Source organism: Wenyingzhuangia sp. 2_MG-2023 (genome assembly GCF_030548295.1).
In the GTDB taxonomy this organism is placed as follows: domain Bacteria; phylum Bacteroidota; class Bacteroidia; order Flavobacteriales; family Flavobacteriaceae; genus Wenyingzhuangia.
In genome coordinates this window covers 172,089-193,647 of the sequence record NZ_JAUOSB010000002.1, presented here as the reverse complement: position 1 = coordinate 193,647, position 21,559 = coordinate 172,089, and the positions used below count along the sequence as shown (strand labels likewise).

Here is a 21,559-nt window from a genome sequence, read left to right as displayed (position 1 = left end):
GCAAATATAAGTAAAAATATCAATCTTTGCCGTAATCATAAGTAATTATATGGTTTTTTTAGTGGTTTTTAATATCAATCCTAGTCCTTGTGGGACAACAAAAAAGTCTTAAATCTTACGATTTAAGGCTTTTTTTTGTTTTATTAATTTTCTTAATTCATTTGTGATATAGATATAGTCATATGTTTTAGACGTTTTGTTAAACTATTTAGTTCTTTATATTTAGAAAAAATATCAACAAATAATTTAAGATTATGAAAAAATATATATTCCTGTTTCTAACCCTAGTCTCTATGGGGTTCTCTTTTGCACAAAATCCTTTTATCACGCATAAATTTACAGCAGATCCATCAGCTAGAGTGTTTAATGGAAAGTTGTATGTTTATAGTTCGCATGATGAAGATGATGCTACTTATTTTGATATGTTAGATTGGGCTTGTTTTTCAACAACCAATATGGTAGATTGGAATGATCACGGAGCTATTTTTTCTTTAAAAGATATTAAGTGGGCTAACAAATGGGCTTGGGCTCCAGATGCTGTAGAAAGAAACGGTAAGTATTATTTTTATTTTCCTGTAGAAAGAAAAAAGATTGGAGTTGCGGTTGCTAATCATCCAGAAGGGCCCTTTAAAGATGCATTGGGAAAACCTTTGATAAATTCCTTAGAAGAACCCTTTGCAGGACCCGAACCAATTGATCCTGGTATTTTAATTGATGATGACAAACAAGCTTATTTGTATTTTGGATGTAGAGATGCTAGAGTAGTAAAGCTAAAAGAGAATATGATTGAAAGAGAGGGATCTTTGCATGAAATTGTAATTCTAGACAAACAAGGTAAACGCTTGCTTTGGAAAGAAAGAGCTAAAAGTGCTGCAAATCTACAAGTAAATCACGGAGGAGATGGAGTATATGGAGAAGGTCCTTGGGTCTTTAAAAGAAAAGATTTGTATTATTATGTTTATTCAAACGGGTGGGCAAAAGATGCTACCATGGTGTATGCAACCTCTCAAAATCCGCTCGGGCCTTTTGTGTATCAAGGAAAAGTTATGGAGCCCGTTAGTTCTTGGACTTCTCACGGTTCTGTGGTTCAATACAAAGGAAAATGGTATGTTTTCTATCATACTCAAGATATTTCTAACAGTGGGTTTAAAAGATCTATTTGTGTTGATGAACTGTTTTTTAATGAAAAAGGAGAAATAATCCCTGTAAAACCTACCAGAACAGGAGTCATAAAACTAAAATAATACAAAATAGAAGTATTGTAATATAGCCTTAAGCAGTAATGTTTAAGGTTAGATGTATGCCTGGACAAAAGAGTTAGTAACAACTACTTTGTATGCTAAAAGACAAAGTTTATACCGCTAGAATTTAAACTTAAATATTTGATTTCATTTTTGTAGAAATTAAATTTAAAGTGATTATGAATTTTAATAAAGTATGGAAGTTCAGTTTGTTTGATAGCCTTGATTATTCTATCGAAAATTGCAATGGTTTTCGACCCCATTTATCCAATCATATGCTAACGCCTAATCAAATGCACAAGCAAAATAAACTCAAAAGAAAACAATACACAAACAAAAAATATAGCAATATAGAATCACTACCTCTAATTTATTAATTTGTAACGCTATTTCAGGACAGTACAGTGAAATTTGTAATTCAAAAGGAATGATTGATTCGTATTTGTGATAATTTAAAAATATACGGAGGAGTAATTTTAATTTACACAGCTAGACATACTTTTTTTAAGAAAATCATTATTTCGTAGTATTAATTTTTAACATTTAAAATTATTTTCAAATGAAAAAACAAATACTTAAAATTTCGGCATTGTTTTTAATGACCGTAGGTGCAAACGCACAAATATTAAATGCAGATGCGTTTGGTTTTGAATTGACCAATGTAGATTACAGTGGTAGTACATCTGATATTGTAACAGCTTGGACTCAAGTTGCGGGTTTTTCACAATCTAGTGATGAAGCACATTCAGGAACATACAGTATGAAAGCAGAGTTTGATTACAGTGATGGGGATCCTACTGCGGCTAAATTACAAACATGGAGGTCTAATACAAATAAAGAAGGGAATTTTAGTTTAACGGAAAGAGATTATTTAGTTTCTGCCTGGATAAAAGTAACTAGTGGTACGCAACCAAGTGTGTTAAATTTACCTATTAAAGGTGCTGGGGTAAACATTGATGTTTCTGGAGTATCAACAAATGTATGGACAAAAGTTTATAAAGTTGTTACGACTACTGCTGATTCAGCTCTAGGAGATGACAAAAATTGGATGACAATAAACTTTCAAGGAACGGTACCTGCTACTGGAACTTCTACTGTGTATGTAGATGATATTTCTATTGTGGAATATAATGGAATACAAAGCTATACTACGGAAGAATATTTAGGTTTTGAAGGAGCCGATGCAGAAGTGGATGGTATAATAGAACCATTAGCAAATGGAAATTCAGGAGCAACAGGTTGGTTTTTACAAAATAATACATATTTCTCTTTTTCAGACGAACAAGCTAATTCTGGAGATCATAGTGTAAAGTTTGATTCAAGTGATGGGGCTGCTGAAAAGCAAATTCAAGGAGGATACAATACTACACCAGGAACATCATTGGTTAGTTTTGCTGCAGGTGATTATGCAATTCAAGCTAATATATATATTCCATCAGGAAAGTCTGTTCCGTCAAAACTATCATTAAATATTAAAGAAAATAGTGATTCAAGTCCAGTGACATCTTTTATGGCAATGTCTATTGATATAGATCCAGGTTTGGCAAAAGATACTTGGCATACTATTACTTCTGATGTAGCTACTTTTGGACAAACTACAGATGCAGGATATACATTAAAAGTAAAGGCTGATGATGCAAATACAGTCGTGTATATAGATGATTTAAAATGGGTAGATGGAGTAACATTATCTACCAAAACATCTAAAATAGAAGGGGCTTCTGTAAAAACTGAAAATGGAACTATTAGTGTTTCAGGAGCAAATTTAGACTCAGTATATTCTATTACAGGTCAACAGGTAAGTGTAGATGGATTGTCTAGTGGAATTTACATTGTAAAAATTTCAAAAGGAAGCAAACAAGATATAATCAAAATAGTGATGTAGTTGATGTTTTTTTAAAGCTTATAAAACCTTTTCCATTTTGATGGAGAAGGTTTTTTGTTTGGAAATACAAATTATATATTTTCAAAGACGTCGGAATTGAAAAAAAAAATGTTTTAATCGAGAATAATTAAGTAATAAACAGTGAATCTAATGAAAAATAAAATGTGTTGTTTTTTGAGTGTTTTTTTGAGTGTTTTGGTTGCAAATGCACAAAAAATAAATACCAGTTCTGCTCTTTACAGCATTGAAACAGGGTATACAATTTCTAAAGTGAGAACTGCTCAGAATAAAGGGAAGTCTTATATTGTAGGAAGTAGTTTTGAAGGTACTTTGATTGGTGTTTCTTATGAAGGAAAAACTTTATGGGAAAACAAATTGTCAGGGTTTATGAATCACGATTTGTGGTGTAGAGATTTAAACAATGATGGGAAAGATGAAATTGTTGTTGCCAACGCAGATGGTTCTATTTATTGCTTAGATAGTAAAGGTAAATTGTTGTGGAGTTTTAAAAAGAATGATGCACCTATGTATGCTGTTACCATTCTTAAAAACGGAAATAAATCTTATGTAGTTGCAGGTGGTTTTGACAAAAATATTTATTATTTATCTGCTAAAGGAATGTTGTTAAAAACAATTCATTCTTCTGTGTTTTCTATAGAAAAACCTTGGAGCAAGTACAAAAAGGAAATGCCTAAAAGCAATGAGTGTGCTGCCAATTTTATTAGGCCTGTTAAAAAAGCTGATGGTACCGAAGTGTTGTTAGTTTTAGGGAGTAACAATCATATGAATGTTCCTGGAACTTTATATTTCTTTAATCCTTTAGAAGAAACTCCTTTTAAAAAAACAAAAATTGTAGCTCCTAAGGAACTAAAAAACAAAATAAGAATTAGACCTATTGGGCATGTAGAAATTGTAGATGTAAATAATGATGGAAATCAAGATGTTGTTCTTGGAGCATCGGCACATGTAAATGATTTACTAGTTTCAACTTACGATTTAGAAAAGGATACTTTTAGTTTTAAACAAATCAACAAAGTTAAATTTGGATACGATATTGTGCATACGGTATTAATTGATCAAAAAACTTTTTTAAGCAGAGCAGGGAATCAAATTCGCTTGTACAATGTTGAGAATCCAGCCAAAGAAGAAAGGCTAGAAGGAACTTATGCGTATAATGATTTATGGAAAGATTCTCAAACAAATAAAGTGTTATTAGCTAGTTCACAAAGTGGAGGGAGTTGTATACATGTAATAGATACGGATCAGAAAGATTGGAAAAAAAAGTTTAAAGAGTTAGAACCTAAAGGGAAGATTGCACAAATTATAGAGGAAAGAGAAAAAGTAGCCCAAAATTTAAAAGATTTTGAGAAACCAAAATGGCAAAATCAATCAGAATCTGTGTTTTTAATGACAGAAGGTGTGCCAGATAATTTGGTTAGTCTAAAGAATAATATTGATAAAAAGTATCATAATCCAATCTTTTTAAATTCTATATTTTTAAGAAATGTAGAAAAGTTTGATAGATCTAGTTTTACAAATGCTAAGTATAAAAAAGCAAGAGATAGAAGAAAGAAATATACGTTAACCCAGCAACAAGCTGTAGAAACTATAACAAAAGAATACAATGGAGAGCCTGGAGTTGCTTATTGGGCAGGACATGGTAACGATCCTTTTATGTTTAGTTTAGAAACTACAAAAAAAGTAATAGACAAAGCAGATGGAAAAAAGACGGTGTTAATTTATCCGGAAGTAGAAGATCACAATCCAGAAAATTTAAGTTTTTTAACCAATCATTTAATATATCCTTTAGCTGATTATGCAAAAGGAAAAAATACTAATGTGTTTTTAAGAAATAAAAATGTGTTTTGGTTAGGATCTAATTATTTAAGTGAATGGTCTAGATTAATGTCTGGAGAGTTTGCTGATGTATTTGTACCTTCTATGGAAGAAACTACCGATAAAACAATGGAATTTAGTTTGGCAGGTAGAATGGGAATGTGGACAAGTGGTGTTGTAAACGGTTGGGGAACTCGTGCAGTTCCAGACAATGTTTCTATAGATAGAGCTCGTCAGTTAGGTTATCAAAGATTACCAAGCCATTTTTTAAGAATGTTAATTTTTCATACTTCTAACGGAGCCCAGTTTATTAACAACTTTTCTATAGATCAAGATTATATGAGTGTCTATTGGGAGTTAATTGCCAAAGGAGCTTTGTATGTTCCTAAGCGTAATCAAATTTTAAGTTTATCGCCAGTACATGTTAGTATGAAAGAACCAGATCATCACTTTTTAAACGATGGAGCTAATGTAAAATGGACTACTTTTTACGATGAAGAATTTGAGAAAAACAATCCTTTTGTGTTTAGTAGAATGAATGGTTCTTGGCCAGGAGCACAAGTTACCAATTGGGACTTTTCTAGATATGCAGCAGGTGTTAAAGAAAGAAGAGTAAACTTTTTAGCTCCGTATCAAAACGGATTGGTGCTAATTACTCCTCCTCAACAAGGTGTATTTGCCGATGCTAATGCTCCTAGAGGATTGTTAAAAGATAATTTGCATCCTATCTATAAAAATATTTTAAAAGAATTTATTACAGATGGACGTAATTATTATTCAGCTGATGGAAAGCAAACCTATAAAGCAGATGAATATTACAAAGTAGTAGAAACCGCTATTAAAGAAGGTGCTAAAAAATTACCAATTACGGTGTCTGGAGATGTGGCTTGGGTAGTGGCTCAAACTTCACCAAGGCATTTAAGGTTAACGTTAATAGATAATGGTTATATCAATCCTGCAAAGAGTACAGCTGTAGTACAATTCAATACTATAAAACCAGTTGGGGTTACTGACGTGTTGAGTAAAGAAAAATTTAAAGTTTCAAATTCAGCGAGTCAAATAGAAATTCCTTTAGGTGGATTTAGGTTTATAGATATTGAACTGGATACTGTTTTCGAATAGCTTATATCATAAAAATTATAAAAAAGGCATTAGTGTTTCTCTCTAGTGCCTTTTTTAATTAAAAGGTAATATTTGTTTGAATAATATCAATATAATGTTGTTGTTTGTTTTTGACGTGTTTATTTGTAAAGTATTGTTTTGTTAAATTGTATTCAATTATTAACTATAAAAACTAATAAAAATGATTAAAAAACTACTTAAAAAAACAATTATCGTAATGAGTGTGTTTTTTGGAACGCAACTACAAGCTCAAACTTTTGATTTTGATATAGATTTGCAAAACTGGGCTGTAAGTTGGGGAGGAAATAGTGAAGTAACATATGCTGGAACAGAAGGTGTATCTGGAGATGGTGCTTTAAAATTAGAAAGATCAGGAGCAAATTCAAACTTTGGAATTAAAAATAATGTAGCAGGTACTGTAGTCACAGGAATTGATGCTACGGTTAAAAAGTTTATTAGAATTAGATATAAAAATGAAACCAATGGTACTCAAATAAGAATTGGGGGTACTAATGGAGATGATTCTGCTATTAAGACAAATGCCAATGGAGATATTAATTTTTCTATAGGGGCTAATTCGGATGAGTATGTAACCAGTTATATTGATATGAGTTCTTATACCTTATGGAAGGGAGATTTGACAAACTTTTATATGATGGTTAGACAGAATGAACCAGATACTGCCGGAGATGCTTTTTACTTAGATGAGATTGAGTTTTTAACGTCAATGCCGGCAATTACCTATTCAGAGTTTGTTAAAAATCCTAGTTTTGATGGTCCTTCTGGAGATACACATCTTTCAGGAAATAAAGGATATGCTACCAGAGGAATTACTTCTACGGAAGCTCATGATGGAGGTCAAAGTTTACGATTTGCATTTACGAGTGATGCAACAGACCCTTTTTGGACTTTTAGTAGTTACGAAAAAGTATATGGAACTCAATATCCTGCAAATACAGATATTCAAGTTAAAATGTGGGTAAAAACAAATAGAGCAACTCCTATTTCTTTATCTGCGAGAGTTAGTTTAACAGATGGAAGTGTAGATACAGCTACTAAGCCTATTGCTACGGTTACGACAACAAATACGGCAATGGAATGGGAAGAAATAACGTTTAACCTAACTTGTCCAGATGCTTTTGATGGAGTTAAGTTTTGGTTTGCTTTAAATTATACAGATGGGGATGCTGCTAATTTACTGAATGGAGATATTGTTTACATAGATGAAATGTCAGCTACCTTAACAACACCATCATTATCAACATCTAATTCAAAAATAGAAGGAGCTTCTGTAAAAGCAGAAAATGGAAGTATTAGTGTTTCTGGAGCAAATTTAGAGGCAGTGTATTCTGTTGCGGGTCAGCAAGTTGGTGTAAAAGGACTGTCTAGTGGGATTTACATTGTTAAAATGTCAAAAGGAAACAAGCAAGATGCTGTAAAAGTTGCTTTATAATTACAAAACAACTTTATTTTTTAGTTAAAGACCACTTTTAGTGGTCTTTTTTGTACCCAAAAGCACATTAAATATACCTACAAAATCATGAGATTTGTAGGTAGTAGGTATATTTAAATATTGAACAATTAGTAATAATATTTATTTATGCATTTAAAAAATTACTTTTTAATAGTGCTACTTTTTATGAGTAATGCTCTTGTTTTTTCTCAAAAAGAATATGATTTTGAAGAAGGAATAGAAAATTGGAGAACAGCATCAACAAGTCTTTGGAGTATTTCAGACAGTAAATCTTTTAAAGGCAGTAAGTCTTTACAATACAAACTTCCAGAAAAAGTGAAAGAGAATGGTGCTATTTTAAGTATTGAAACCGGGCATACCATCCATAAAGTAAGAACGGCTAGTTTTAACAATGTTAGCTCCATTGTTGCAAGTTCTTATGATGGAATTGTAATGGCAATTGGTTTTGATGGAGTTATCTTATGGAAAAATAAATTGTCGGGTTTTATGGTTCACGATTTTTGGTGTGCTGATATTACAGGAGATGGAAATGATGAGGTTTTGATAGCCAATGCAGATGGAACTATTTACTGTTTAGATTCAAATGGGAAAACAGTTTGGCAATACCAGAAAAATGAAGTGCCAATGTACGCAGTAACTGTTGTTCAGAAAGATGGAATTCCACATGTGATTGGAGGAAGTCTGGATTTGAATTGTTACTACATTTCTGCAAATGGAATTTTGGAAAAAGAATTAAAATCTTCAGAATATTCAGAAGAAAAAACATGGGGAACCACTACAGCAAAAGACAATGTTCACTATGCAAATTTTTTAAGACCCATTAAAAAAGATGCATCCAATGATTATTTGATCATGCATGCAAGCAACAATCCGTCTCAAGACAAAGGAGCTATTTATGTGTTTGATGTTTTAGAAGATGAACCTTTAAAAAGAATAGAAACAGAAGGACTAAGTCCTATCGGAGAATTAAGGTTTTCAGACTTTGATAAAGATGGTACACAAGAAATTTTAATGGGAGCTTCTAACCATCAGAATAGCGCAAATGTATCTCGGTTAAATTTAAAAAATGATGAGACAGACCAATATGCATTAACAAAGCTTGGTTTTGGCTACTCTGTAGTGCAGCCAGAACTAATTGTTGATGTCGATACAGAAAAATATTTCTTTTTAGTGGGGAATCAAATTGTGTTGGTTAACAAAGATTTTGATGTGGCTAGTGAAGAAAAATTAAACACAAAATATTCGTATTACGACTTGTGGAAAAAACCCAATTCCAATACATTAATTTTAGCAAGTTGTCAGAGTGGCGGAAGCCAAATTCACATTTTAGATACTGAAAATCCAGATTGGAAAACGGCTTATGAAGATTTAATTCCTCAAGGAAAAATTCAAGACATTTTAGAAAACACAGCAAAAATAAGAACAAATTTAGCTTCATACGTAAAGCCAACTTCGCAAAGAGAAGCTAGAGAAATTTATTTTATGACAGAAAGTACTGAAGAAGGTTTGGCCAAAACAACTGCAAACAACATCAGAAACAATTACAATTCTCCTGTGTTCTTAGGAGGAAGTCATATGGGGCAAGCAGAAAATTGGGATCGCTCTAGTATGGGAAATGCTAAATATCAAAGCAAAAGAGATGGACGTAGAGATTATACGTTGACACAGCAAGGAGCTATAGATTACATTACGGCTTGGTATGATGAGGTTCCAAATGGAGATAAAGGAATCGCGTATTGGGGTGGTCACGGAAACGATCCCTACATGTTTCAGTTGAATACCACCAAACAAATATTAGACTATGCAGATGGTAAAAAAACAGTATTGATTTATCCTGAATTAGAAGATCACTCTTCTGATTTTGAATGGGTAATGAATGATTTGTTTTATCCTTTGGCAGATTATGCAAAAACTAAAAACGGAAATATTTTTGTGAGAACAAAACATAATTTTTGGCAAGCAAATGTGTTTTTGCCTATGTGGGGAGGATTGTTATCAGGAGAATATGCCGATGTTTTTGTGCCTTCTATGGAAGAAACTACAGACAAAGCTATGGATATAAGTGTGGCAAGTAGAGTTGGTATTTGGGCAAGTGGATCTGTGGATAATTGGGGAACAAGAACGGTTCCAGACAACCCTAGTTACGATAGGTCTAGACAATTTTGTCATCAGCAATTGCCGAATCATTTTTTACGTCATTTGATTTATCACATGGCAAACGGAGCAACTTTCATTAATAATTTTGCAGTAGATCCTGATTACATGAGTATTGTTTGGGATTTGGTAGCCAAAGGAGCTTTGTTTGTGCCTAAGCCAAATGAATTGTTGAGTATATCACCAGTTCATATTGGTATGTTTGAACCTGATGAAGATTTTTTAGTAGAAGGAAGTAGTTTGAAATGGGCAACACATTATGATGAGGAATTTGTGAACAACAATCCTTTTGTGTTTAGCAGACAAAATGCCAATTGGATGGGAGCTAAAAATACTTCTTGGGATTTTTCAACCTATGCAGGAAATGTAAAAGATCGTAGACAAAATTATTTGCCTAATTATCCAAACGGATTGGTTTTAATCACACCTCCGCAGAAAGGAGTTTATGCTGATTTGTCAGCACCTAGGGGATTGTTAAAAGATCATTTGCATCCTATTTATAAAGATATTTTAAAAGAATATTACACGGATGGTAGGTATTATTACTCAGCAGACGGATTGCAAAAATTCAATGCCAATCAATATTACAAAACTGTTGAAGCTGAAATAAAAGAAGGAGCAAAAAAAATTCCTCTTACAGTTAGTGGAAATGTAGCTTGGGTGGTTGCTCAAACATCTTCAACCAACCTTCGCTTGACGTTGATAGACGGAGGATATCTGAATCCCGAAGACAGAAAAGCCGTGGTTACATTTCAGAGTATAAATGCCATCGGAATGAGGGATGTTTTGGATGGGACTACGTATGGAACTTCAGGAAGTGTTGAAGTAAATATTCCTACTGGATCTTTTCGTTTTATAGACATTACATTGAGCTCACCATTAAACTAAAAGCTATGAAAATTAATAATTTGTTTAGGTTGATTGTGGTTTTTAGTCTGGGAAATATATTGAAAAATCAGGCACAGGAAAAAGTAAATATTTTGGATTCTGAGTATTATGGTTTTGAAGTTTCTACAGGAGATGATGGATGGTGGATGCAACAACCTGAAAATTGGTCTATTGTAACTAATAAAGGGGCTGATGGAAGTTCTCGTAGCTTAAAATATACCAATGATGTTTCTTTTACAGGAAGTAAAAAAGCGTTTGGGAGCAGTACTATTTCTGAAATGTTAATTGCTTTAGAAGCGGGTAATTACGATTTGAAAACCAAAGTATGGGTAGAGACTGGAGCAAATATATCAGCAATAAAAGTAAATTTTAGAACGGAAGGAGAGACGGATGTAAATGTGATTTTTGACTTGTCTACTGTGGCAAAAGATCAGTGGGTTGAGCTTTCTATACCTTTTGAAATATCAAAACCATTTGTAAATACCAATGTTAGACTTTTAATGGATGCTTCTTATGGTGGAATTGGGACTTTATATGTAGATGATTTGCAATTGTTGGTAAATGAAACAGAATTGCCAGCAGAAGTTCCATTAATTGGTGAAATAAGTACTATAGAAAGTGAAAATCTGTACTTGTCTACAGGGAGTTACGAGGTAAGTTTACAGGTGTGGATAGAGAGTGAAACAACCATTCCTAGTTTTTACACACATATTTCAGAACCATGGATTTCTACAGAATGGGAAATAGAAGAACTTCCTAGACATGAATGGGTTGGTTTAAAAAAAGAATTTGTATTGAATGAAAAGGCAGAAAATACTGATTTTAAAATTCTAGTTTCAAATTTTTCTGATGATGAGGCTTACAAAGGTAGTTTTTATGTAGATGCTATTGTTTTTAAAAAAATAGGGGAAATAGAGGAGGTAGTACTCTTTGATGTAAGTACTGTTGGTGAGTCTTGTCAAGATAAAAATAATGGTCAAATTAACATCAACGCTCAAGAAGAAGGAAGTTATTATGTTTTATTGGAAGGAGTAAAAACAACATTTTCTAGATCTATAAGTATTGAAAATTTAAATCCTGGTGATTACGATTTTAAAATTGGTTCAGAAGAATCTACAACAGTAAATGAATATGTTGTCAATATTATTGAAGCAAAAAATATTGAAGTACATATTACTTCTCAATTAAACAATTCAACAATTGTGGTGAATGAGGGAACAGCTCCTTATACTTTTTATAAAAATGGAAATAAAGTTCAAGAATCAATGTCTAGCACGTATAAAATGAGCACTGAGCCTGGAGATTTATTAGAAGTAAAAACTGCTTTAGATTGTGAAGGTGTGTTTTCGAATAGGGATAACGGGGTTTATGTATATCCCAATCCTGCAGATTCTTTTTTTAACGTTTATTGTCCTAAAGGAAGTCGTGTTAAAATGTACAATTCTGTAGGAAGTTTGATTCAAGAATTTGAAGCGAAAGAAACCAATCCTAGAATTGATATCTCAGAGAAATTAAGTGGTGTGTATTATTTAGAAATATTAACAGGTTCAACTTCAGTTGTTAATAAAGTTGTGGTAAAGTAGGTATCTCTCTTTTTATGTACTGTAAAGAACATAAAATCACTAGTGAAAGACATCTTTAAGAAGATAGAGCGGTAATTTTACGTTTACATATAATTTGTAAAATTCATCAAAATAATGAAGGTAAGTAGTAAATATTTAATTCTTTTTTTATTCGGTTTTGTGTGTGTTTCATGTGCTCCTAAACAACATAAGGAAGTAAAAAAAACATCGAAACCAAATATCATTTTGTTTGTTGCAGATGATCATGGAAAAGATGCTTTAGGAAGTTATGGAAATAAAATAATTCAAACTCCTAATTTAGATAAAATGGCATCAGAAGGTGTTCGTTTTAACAATGCGTATTGTACCAGTGCAAGTTGTGCAGCCAGCAGATCGGTTATATTGACAGGTAAATTTGGACATGCAACAGGTTCTTACGGACATGTACACGATTATCATCATTTTAGTACTTACGACAACGTAAAATCTTTACCTGTTTTGTTAGAACAAGCAGGCTATGAAACAGCTAGAATAGGAAAATATCATGTAGCTCCAGAAAAAGTGTATCATTTTAATACTGTTTTAGAAGCAGATCCGAGAAGTACTTTAGAAATGGCAGATGCTTGTGTAGATGTGTTAAAATCAGAAAAACCTTTCTTTTTATATTTCTGTACAGATGATCCACATAGGGGACATCCTTTTGTTTCTGATCCATGGAATTTACCCAATACTTTTGGAAATAAAAAAGAACCTTATCCAGGAGAAAAACAAGTTGTATATGATCCTAAAGATGTAATAGTTCCAGATTTTTTACCAGACACCAAAGAGTCTAGGGAAGAAATAGCGCAATATTATCAGAGTATTTCTAGAATAGATCAAGGGTTTGGTCAATTAATGAAACATTTACAAGATGTAGGGAAATTGAATAATACGATTGTTTTTTATATATCAGATAACGGAATGGCTTTTCCAGGAGCAAAAACAACGGTTTACGAACCTGGAATTCAATTGCCGTGTATTGTTAAAAATCCTATGCTAAAAGAAAATAAAGGCGGGGTAAACAATGCTAAAATTTCTTGGGTGGATTTGACACCAACAATTTTAGAAATGGCAAATGTAGATTATGATACTACAGAGTTTCATGGAAAATCTTTTGATAAAATTATAGGAAAAGAAAATCCCAAGGGATGGGATGAGGTGTATGCATCTCATACGTTTCACGAAATTACCATGTATTATCCAATGAGAGTTGCTATAGAGGGAAAATACAAATTGATTTGGAACATTGCTTGGCAATTGGATTATCCGTTTGCTTCAGATTTATGGGCTTCATCTACTTGGCAAAGTGTGTATAGAAATCATGCTGAAATGTATGGGAATAAAACCGTGGATCAGTATTTAAGACATGCTGAATTTGAACTGTTTGATTTGGATAAAGACCCGGGAGAAGTAAACAATTTGGTTGAGAAAAAAGAATATCAAGAAGTATTGATACATATGAAATCTAAGTTGAAAAAATTTCAATTGAACACGAAAGATCCTTGGTTGATTATGTGGAATCATGACAATACATTACAAGGGACAGGAGTAGATTTATAATACGATCAAAAAATGAAAAGAAGAAATTTTATTAAAAACGTAACAGGTGTAGCTGTAGCATCTAGTGTATTTCCATTAGCAGTTTCATGCAAAACTTTAGATGGTGTTGCAGAAGAAGTAAACAAGGGAAATACAATTGAGGGTGATGAACAATGGCATCAATTGAGTACGGGGAAAAAAGTTCCGAATCCAGACAGAAAAAAGACAGAAGTGTATGATGTAGTGGTTGTTGGAGCAGGTGTGGCAGGTATTTCTGCAGCAGTGGCTTCGGCTAGAAATGGAGCTAAAACAGTTTTGATCAACGATCGCCCTGTGTTGGGAGGAAATGCATCAAGTGAAATTAGAGTAACTCTAAACGGAGTGAATCGTTTGGCAACGGGTTTGGCAGAGCGTGAAACAGGAATTGTAGAAGAACTAATGTTAGAAAATAGGTTGTACAATCCACAAGAATCTTATCCTGTTTGGGATCATATAGTGTATGATTATGTGGTTAGAGAGCCCAATTTAACTGTGATGTTAAATACACAGGCAATTGATGCTGAAATGGACGGAACTAAAATAGTAGCTGCTCGTTGTTGGCAATTGACTACAGAAACAGAGTTTACCATAAAAGGAGCTGTTTTTATTGATTGTTCTGGTGATGGATTGATGGCTGCAAAAGCAGGAGCTTTATATAGAACAGGACGAGAAGGAAAAGCAGAGTTCAATGAAAAATATGCTCCAGATCAACCAGATGGTTGGCAAATGGGAGCTTCTATTTTGTTACAAGGAAAAGATCACGGTAGACCAATGCCGTACACACCACCAACATTTGTAAAAAAATACGATGGAGACAATGCCAATCATGAAAGAAAAATAAATAATTATTTAGATGGATATTGGTGGGTAGAATTGGGGAGTGATCATGACATTATTGATGTACAAGAAGACAACAGACATGATTTGATGGGGTATTTGCATGGAGTTTGGGATTATATCAAAAACTCAGGGAAATTTCCAGATTCAGAAAATTATGCTTTAGAATGGGTGGGCTCTTTGCCAGGTCGTAGAGAATCTCGTCGTTTTATAGGAGATCACATGTTGTCTGAAACAGATTTGACAGGTCATAGACATTTTGAAGATGCCATTGGTTATGGCGGTTGGTCTTTAGATGAGCACAATCCTGGAGGAATTTTAGACATAAAGGAAAGACCAAGTTTTTTTCATGAAAAATTCAAAACTGTTTACGAAGTACCTTTTAGTAGTTTGTATTCTAAAAATATTAGCAATTTAATGTTTGCTGGACGTAATGCAAGTTTGACTCACATTGCATTGTCGTCAACAAGAATTCAGGGAACTTGTGCACTAATGGGGCAAGCGGTTGGAACGGCAGCTACTATATGTGTAACTAAAGGAATTCTTCCTAGAGAAGTAAAGAATAAGCATATTAAGCAATTGCAAGAAATGTTAATGCGAGATGATGTTTATATTCCAAATGTAATTGCCAACGACCCTAAAGATTTGTCAAGAAAATCGAGTGCAATTTTTGGCTCTTCTACAAAATCTGGAAATGCAAAAAATGTGATTAATGGAATTTCTAGGGATATTGATGGTGAAATTAATCATTGGCAGTCTGAAGGTGTTCCAGCTACGTTTCAAATGGAATGGGAAACTCCAATTAAATTGTCTAAAGTAGAAATTAAGTGCGATACCAATTTGCATAAAAATATCACCATGCGTAAACAACCTTTGTCAGATTGGTTGAAAAAAAGTTTCATTACCACAGTTCCACCAGAATTGATGAAAGAGTTGGATTTGGAAGTAAGAGTAAATGGTGTTTGGGTGAAAGTGGGTGAAAAGGATAGAAATATAACTCGTTTGATAAAGTTTGATTTTGACCAAGTGAGAACAACTGCTATCAGAATTAATTTAAAGGAAACTTACGGTGCAAAAACAGTTAAGTTGTTTGAGGTTCGTTGTTATGAGTCTTAATTATAATTCATTGTTTTTAGTTTGTGTGAATAATGTTTAAAAAGTGTTGTTTTTGGTAGGTTATGGCTTGCTAATAAGGTAATAACCTTAGTTTGAAGTGACAAATATTTGTCATTTTTATGGTTGATTTTGGTGATAAATAATACAACTGTAATAGATTGATAATGAAAATAAAAAATCAAAAAATAGAGTTTGTTCAAGAAGGCAAAATACAATCTTTAGGGGTAAAGATTGTAGGTTTTGTATTGTTGGGACTTGTTTTTTTTGGTTTGCAGGCTAGTACTCCACCAAATGAGGTTAAAATCACACATACTGTATCTGTAATTCATCCAGCGATCGATAAATTAAAACCAATAGATTGTTATCTGGTAGAAGAAGTATTAGAAGATGGAACCAAACAATTTTATTTAGATGTAGATTCTGTAAACTGCGGAGAAAATGTATGTAAAGTAGTAGTGGTAAGAATGTATTGGGATGAATTGGGAAGATACACTACATACAAATTACAAGATGACGAAGGATTGGAGAAGAAAGAAGGAGCTCCTTTTACCAAACAAGATTATATAAAATTAGAAAAAATTTTAAAGAATAAAGATTCAGAATTAAAATCTGTTTTTAAAGATGAGTTGGTAACTAGCGATTTTATAGATCACGGAAATGTTGATGTGGATGCTGTTTCTGGAGCAACTTCAAGTGTACGTCCAGAAGAAACAGTAGAAGGAGCTGTGTGGACTTGTTATACATTATGGCATTGGGCAAACGGAGGTATGGTTTCTGAAATTAGAGACATTACGAGTCAATACTTATCGGCAAAACAGTTAAGAGAGAATTATTTGGCTGATAAAAATATTGCGTACAAGGAGTTTGCAATAGAAAAATTGATTCAGAAAAAAGCTTATGATTCGGTGACTGTTTTAGAGCTAGAGTCTGAAGCAATATTGGGAGAATATGCTGTGTTTAAAATGGCTTTAGAATATATAGAGCAGCTACCTAAAGATGTTTATTATTCTGCAATTACAACTCTTTTTGAAAAAGGAAGTTATAAGAAAAGAGTGGCATGTTTAAATTCAGTTTCTAAAACAAAAAAAGGAAATAATAAAGATTATTATGATACACTGAGTAAGAAAATAGGAGATTTTAGTTATCAAGAATTGGAAATGTTTTTATCCTTATTGCAAAGAAATCAATATACGTCTAATACACTTTTAGAGGAGTTGATGCCCTTGTTAAAAGCAGATAATTTTTTAATAGCAAGAAGAGCTTTTTGGTTTTTATCCAACCAAGAACAAGTGTTGACTAAAAAACAAAAGAAAATTTTAAAGAAGTTTAAAAAGAAGAATTTAGAAAAATTATAGATCAATTAATAGAAAGTAAATGAAACAGATGGATAGAAATAATAGAATAATTTTATTTTTATGTATGGTATTTGCTATACAAGTAAATGCTAAAGAAATTATAGAAATAAAACCAGGTAAAGAAGACATGACTACCGTGGTGAGAAATGCTATAGAAAATGCAAAAGACAAAGATATAAAGCTTGTTTTTTCAAAAGCTACTTATAGATTTTTACCAGATTATGCAAAAGAGCAATTTTCTTTTATAACGAATCACGGTAATGGATTGAAAAAAATCATTTTTTTATTATCTGACTTTGACTCTGTTGAAGTAGAAGGAAATGGAGCTGAGTTTATTTTTCATGGACAAGTAGAACCTTTTCAGTTCAACAACTGTAAAAAAATATCTGTAAAAAATATAACTATTGATTGGGACATACCTTTTAGTTTTCAAGGAGATATTACTGCGGTAAATGAAAAAGAACATTGGTTTGAAATGAAACCATACACAAAAGGATATTCTTGGAAATTGAACAAAGGACGTATTTATTTTCCAAATGTTGATGACTTTCATTTTGCTTCTTTGGGAAGTACGTTGGCTTTTGATAAAGACACCAAACAAGTTGCTTATGGAGCTTGGGATATGTCTTTAAGGCCTAATAAAGTAGAACGAAAAAAAGATGGTGTTTTACGTATTTATGATGAGAATATGAAGAAATATCCCAGAGTTGGTTCTGTTTTCCATTCCAAAGGTCCGCATGAACAAAATAGATATGCTCCAGCATTTCAAGTTACAGAATCTAAAAATGTAGTTTTTGATCATGTTGTTATTCACCATGCATTAGGAATGGGGTTTTTGTTTGAAAGAACGGATGGAGTTCAAATTTTAAACTCAGGAATTTATATCAAAGATGGTTCAGATAGGGCAATTTCTACCATAGCAGATGCAACTCATTTTGCCAATTGTAAAGGAAATATTTTGATTGAGAATTCTCGTTTTGAGGGAATGTTAGATGATGGTACCAATGTTCATGGAACCTATGTTGTCATAAATAAGGTTATAAATAAAAATACGGTAAGAGTAAAATTAGAACACTTTGAGCAAACAGGCTTTAAATTTGCAGACAAAGGAGATGAAGTGTGGTTCATCAAATCACCAAACCCAAGTAGAGGAGAAATCAACACTGTGAGCAATGCAAAATACATCAACGATGTGTATACCGACTTGACATTTACAGATGAAATTCCATCAGACTTAAAAGTAGGAGATGTACTTGAAAATAAAACATGGAATCCCGTTTTTACAATGAGAGGATGCACGATTCGTGATCATAGAGCGAGAAATATCATCATCAAAACTCCTTTAAAAATTATTATAGAAAATAATGATTTGTCTTCTATGATGTCGTCAATCATGTTAAGAGGAGAAACTTATTTTTGGTTTGAATCTGGAAATGTAGAAGATGTGGTAATTAGAAACAACAGATTTGTGCATTGTGCCTATGGAGGTGCTCCAGAACATGCAATTTTAAAAGTATCTCCAAGATTGGGGAAAACCTTTGACCAAACAGCCTTGTATGATAGAAATATCCTGTTTGAAAACAATACCATTGAAACTTTTGACAATTGCATCATTTGGGCAGACAGATTGGATGGATTGATTGTTAGAGGGAATACCATCAAACAAACTACAACTGAAAAACCTCAATACCCAGATGCAGCTTTGTTTTATTTAAAGAATTGTAACGATGTTGAAATCTCAAAAAATAAGTACGATGGAGACGTAACAAATTACTTTGATGTAGATGATAAAACCAAACAAACTTTAAAAGTTAAAAGGAATAAGGGATTTACCTATAAGAAATAAAGTAAATTATAAATAGACAAAACAAGCACAACTAACCAAAGTTGTGCTTGTTTGTTTATAAATAGTGCTTTTTGGTTTATGGTTTGTATTTCAGTTTGTTGTAAGGCTTTTTTTAGTCCTAAATTTGTAATGATATATAATAATAATTCACAAAATGAAAAAAATAACCATCTTGTTTATTTGCCTATTTTCTGTTCAGTTCTATGCGCAGGATTTAGAAAAAGAGGCATTAATTAAAATTAAAGCCTTAGAAAAGCTGATTAAAAAAGCGGAGAAAAAGGGAATTGATGTTTTAAAAGAAAAAACAACGGTTAGAACTGCCGAAGTGTTTTTGAAATATGCCAATTGGGATGAGAAGAATACAGAAGCAAATACCAAAGCATTCAATTTAGTTTCTATTTATAAAAATGAAGCTGACAAATTAGCCAAAGAATTACCAGACTTTGAAAGAAAAGATGTGGTTCTAATGTTAGATCAAGCTACGCAAGAATTGAGTCTAGTCTTGAAAAAAGAAATACATAGAGCACCTTCGCCTATGGTTGATTGGACAAAAGTGACTGTAGATGCAGATCAACTGTCTTACAAAGGGAAGCCCGTTTTTTTAGCAGATTATACTTGGAAGCCCAAAACGTCTGAATTGACTGAGTATCACGGAGATCAGGACGGTTTTTTCATTACACCTTCTTATTTGATAGCTAAAGAAGGAACAATCAATCCTAAAAAAATGATAGAACTTACTTCTAAAACTACAGGTTCTTTAGGGTTTATATTTCTAAATCATAAAAGTGTGCCTAAATGGGCTCTTGCGGAGTATGGTCAAGATTTTAAAATGAGAGAAGACACTTACACAGCCTATGATATTGACAATCCTGGAGCAAGAGAAATTCAGGAAAAATTATTGGGAGGGATTGTGCCTTATACAGCTGGAAAAAACTTTTCTAAATTAGGATACATGTTGTGTAACGAACCTCATTTTTATACTCAGAAAAATGGAGATAAAAAAGTTTGGGCATCGGGACCTGTTTCTGCGTATACTATTGATAAGTTTAAGATGTGGTTAACTCAAAAACATAAAAATATAAAGGAACTGAATCAATTATGGGGAACTAATTTTGCATCGTTTGAGGCAGTTTCTATTGATATTCCAATCGAAATGAGTTTGAGAGGAACTCCAAAATGGTACGATTGGACTATGTTCAATATGGATAGAGTTACAGATTGGTACAAATTTCTAAAGTCTGAGATTTTAAAGAATGATTCAGAGGCAAAAGTGCATTTGAAAATTATGCCTAATTTATGGACAGACAATTTGAGAGTTCATGGAATAGATTTAGAGGCATTGACAGATATGAGTGGAATTATTGGAAATGATTCTGGAGCTGCACATTCTAAATTATGGGGAAAAGAACAAGAATGGGAAAAAGATTACAAATTTGAATGGAGAGAATTGTGTATGGGGTTTGATTTTATGAAGTCAGTAAGTCCTAACAAAGTAAACTTCAATTCAGAATTACATTATTTGTCTACGGTAAAATCAAGAGATTTGTATTTAGATCCAGCATATGCCAGAGCTACTTTTTGGTTGGCACATACGTACGGAATGACGGCGAGTCAAATTTGGTATTGGCCAAGAGAAGCGGATGGATCCATTTCTAAAAAAGCACAAAATGACAAAGGATATGCAGGTTCTAATAACATGCAACCAAGAGTAACAAATGAAGTGGCAATGACTTTGATTGATTTGAATGCATATTCAGAAGAAATAATGGCTATGCAACGTCAAAAAAAATTATTACGTATTTTTTATTCTAAAACGTCAGCTATCAATAAGAAAAAACACATGGACGATGTTTTTGAATTGTACGAAGGTTTGCATTTTAACGGAACTCCTATTGGTTTTGTGACCAAAGATATCATCAAAAAACAAAATAATAAAGATTGGGAGGTAGTGATGATCAATAAAACTCAATTTGTAACGCAAGCAGAGTTTGATGCTGTTCAAGACTATTTAAACAATGGAGGAACTGTGTTGATTGACAAACTGAGTTTTAAGAAAAATGAATATGGAGAACCTTTAAAAACTTTGTTGAAAGCTGGAAATGGAACATTAATTTCACTAAATACTACTAAAGAAATAGAAGACAAAGCTATGGATTTGTTAGCACAGAGAAACTTGTTATCTAAAGTTTCTGTGAAAGAAGAAAATAGTATTGGTAAAAAAGGATGTGCATGGAAAGTGATTCAGAATAAAGATGGAAAATATATTTTGTCAATTGTAAATGTTGGTAAAACAGATGCAAAATTAGAGATTACTTTGCAAGGAGCTAAAGAGATAAATTGTACCGATTTGTTAAAAGGAATAACAGTTAGTACAAGGCCAACCTTAAAGCCAAATGAAGTATACTTTGTAGCAATATCAGCAAAATAAGAAAGAATTTAGAGTTGATTTTTAGTTGAAAACCTACAAGTGATTGAAATAAATCATTTGTAGGTTTCTGATTTTTAAAATCAAAAAACAGATAAGTATTTTAGACTATTTATTTACTTCTGAAAACAAAAATTAGATTCAAGAGTACATGTAATAGGTATAAAAGAAGTTATTTTACTTTGTAATAAATACAAACGA

11 protein-coding genes are annotated in these 21,559 nt (G+C 32.6%); all 11 read left to right on the top strand.

What is annotated here, in order from left to right; genetic code table 11:
• Positions 1-254 precede the first annotated feature (254 nt).
• The 11 genes from Q4548_RS04160 to Q4548_RS04110 all read left to right on the top strand — a co-directional run bounded on the left by Q4548_RS04160 (position 255) and on the right by Q4548_RS04110 (position 21,361).
• Positions 255-1,244: a family 43 glycosylhydrolase gene (locus tag Q4548_RS04160; protein WP_303451870.1), complete on the top strand. Its 990-nt coding sequence runs from the start codon at positions 255-257 to the stop codon at positions 1,242-1,244.
• A gap of 556 nt (positions 1,245-1,800) precedes the next feature.
• Positions 1,801-3,126: a T9SS type A sorting domain-containing protein gene (locus Q4548_RS04155; protein WP_303451868.1), complete on the top strand. Its 1,326-nt coding sequence runs from the start codon at positions 1,801-1,803 to the stop codon at positions 3,124-3,126.
• Positions 3,127-3,276: 150 nt separating this feature from the next.
• Positions 3,277-6,084 (top strand): hypothetical protein, encoded by a 2,808-nt coding sequence (locus Q4548_RS04150; protein WP_303451866.1) that lies wholly within the window; start codon positions 3,277-3,279, stop codon positions 6,082-6,084.
• A 181-nt stretch (positions 6,085-6,265) separates the two neighbouring features.
• Positions 6,266-7,537: a hypothetical protein gene (locus Q4548_RS04145; RefSeq protein WP_303451864.1), complete on the top strand. Its 1,272-nt coding sequence runs from the start codon at positions 6,266-6,268 to the stop codon at positions 7,535-7,537.
• A 186-nt stretch (positions 7,538-7,723) separates the two neighbouring features.
• Complete coding sequence (locus Q4548_RS04140; protein ID WP_303451862.1) at positions 7,724-10,600, top strand: hypothetical protein; 2,877 nt, start codon at positions 7,724-7,726, stop codon at positions 10,598-10,600.
• 5 nt (positions 10,601-10,605) lie between these two features.
• Positions 10,606-12,183: a T9SS type A sorting domain-containing protein gene (locus Q4548_RS04135; RefSeq protein ID WP_303451860.1), complete on the top strand. Its 1,578-nt coding sequence runs from the start codon at positions 10,606-10,608 to the stop codon at positions 12,181-12,183.
• Between the two features lie 114 nt (positions 12,184-12,297).
• Positions 12,298-13,761 (top strand): sulfatase, encoded by a 1,464-nt coding sequence (locus tag Q4548_RS04130; RefSeq protein WP_303451858.1) that lies wholly within the window; start codon positions 12,298-12,300, stop codon positions 13,759-13,761.
• Between the two features lie 12 nt (positions 13,762-13,773).
• Positions 13,774-15,732 carry an FAD-dependent oxidoreductase gene (locus tag Q4548_RS04125; RefSeq protein ID WP_303451856.1) on the top strand — a complete coding sequence of 653 codons (1,959 nt, stop codon included), beginning with the start codon at positions 13,774-13,776 and terminating at the stop codon, positions 15,730-15,732.
• Positions 15,733-15,896: 164 nt separating this feature from the next.
• Positions 15,897-17,087 carry a hypothetical protein gene (locus Q4548_RS04120; RefSeq protein ID WP_303451854.1) on the top strand — a complete coding sequence of 397 codons (1,191 nt, stop codon included), beginning with the start codon at positions 15,897-15,899 and terminating at the stop codon, positions 17,085-17,087.
• 19 nt (positions 17,088-17,106) lie between these two features.
• Positions 17,107-18,933 (top strand): right-handed parallel beta-helix repeat-containing protein, encoded by a 1,827-nt coding sequence (locus Q4548_RS04115; RefSeq protein WP_303451852.1) that lies wholly within the window; start codon positions 17,107-17,109, stop codon positions 18,931-18,933.
• Positions 18,934-19,087: 154 nt separating this feature from the next.
• Positions 19,088-21,361 carry an alpha-amylase family protein gene (locus Q4548_RS04110; RefSeq protein ID WP_303451850.1) on the top strand — a complete coding sequence of 758 codons (2,274 nt, stop codon included), beginning with the start codon at positions 19,088-19,090 and terminating at the stop codon, positions 21,359-21,361.
• Positions 21,362-21,559 lie beyond the last annotated feature (198 nt).

Bases quoted from the DNA above. Each gene is read 5' to 3' on its own strand.
- Q4548_RS04130 (WP_303451858.1), top strand. From the start codon at position 12,298: ATGAAGGTAAGTAGTAAATATTTAATTCTTTTTTTATTCGGTTTTGTG.
- Q4548_RS04155 (WP_303451868.1), top strand. From the start codon at position 1,801: ATGAAAAAACAAATACTTAAAATTTCGGCATTGTTTTTAATGACCGTA.
- Q4548_RS04120 (WP_303451854.1), top strand. From the start codon at position 15,897: ATGAAAATAAAAAATCAAAAAATAGAGTTTGTTCAAGAAGGCAAAATA.
- Q4548_RS04145 (WP_303451864.1), top strand. From the start codon at position 6,266: ATGATTAAAAAACTACTTAAAAAAACAATTATCGTAATGAGTGTGTTT.
- Q4548_RS04125 (WP_303451856.1), top strand. From the start codon at position 13,774: ATGAAAAGAAGAAATTTTATTAAAAACGTAACAGGTGTAGCTGTAGCA.
- Q4548_RS04135 (WP_303451860.1), top strand. From the start codon at position 10,606: ATGAAAATTAATAATTTGTTTAGGTTGATTGTGGTTTTTAGTCTGGGA.
- Q4548_RS04110 (WP_303451850.1), top strand. From the start codon at position 19,088: ATGAAAAAAATAACCATCTTGTTTATTTGCCTATTTTCTGTTCAGTTC.
- Q4548_RS04160 (WP_303451870.1), top strand. From the start codon at position 255: ATGAAAAAATATATATTCCTGTTTCTAACCCTAGTCTCTATGGGGTTC.
- Q4548_RS04140 (WP_303451862.1), top strand. From the start codon at position 7,724: ATGAGTAATGCTCTTGTTTTTTCTCAAAAAGAATATGATTTTGAAGAA.
- Q4548_RS04150 (WP_303451866.1), top strand. From the start codon at position 3,277: ATGAAAAATAAAATGTGTTGTTTTTTGAGTGTTTTTTTGAGTGTTTTG.
- Q4548_RS04115 (WP_303451852.1), top strand. From the start codon at position 17,107: ATGAAACAGATGGATAGAAATAATAGAATAATTTTATTTTTATGTATG.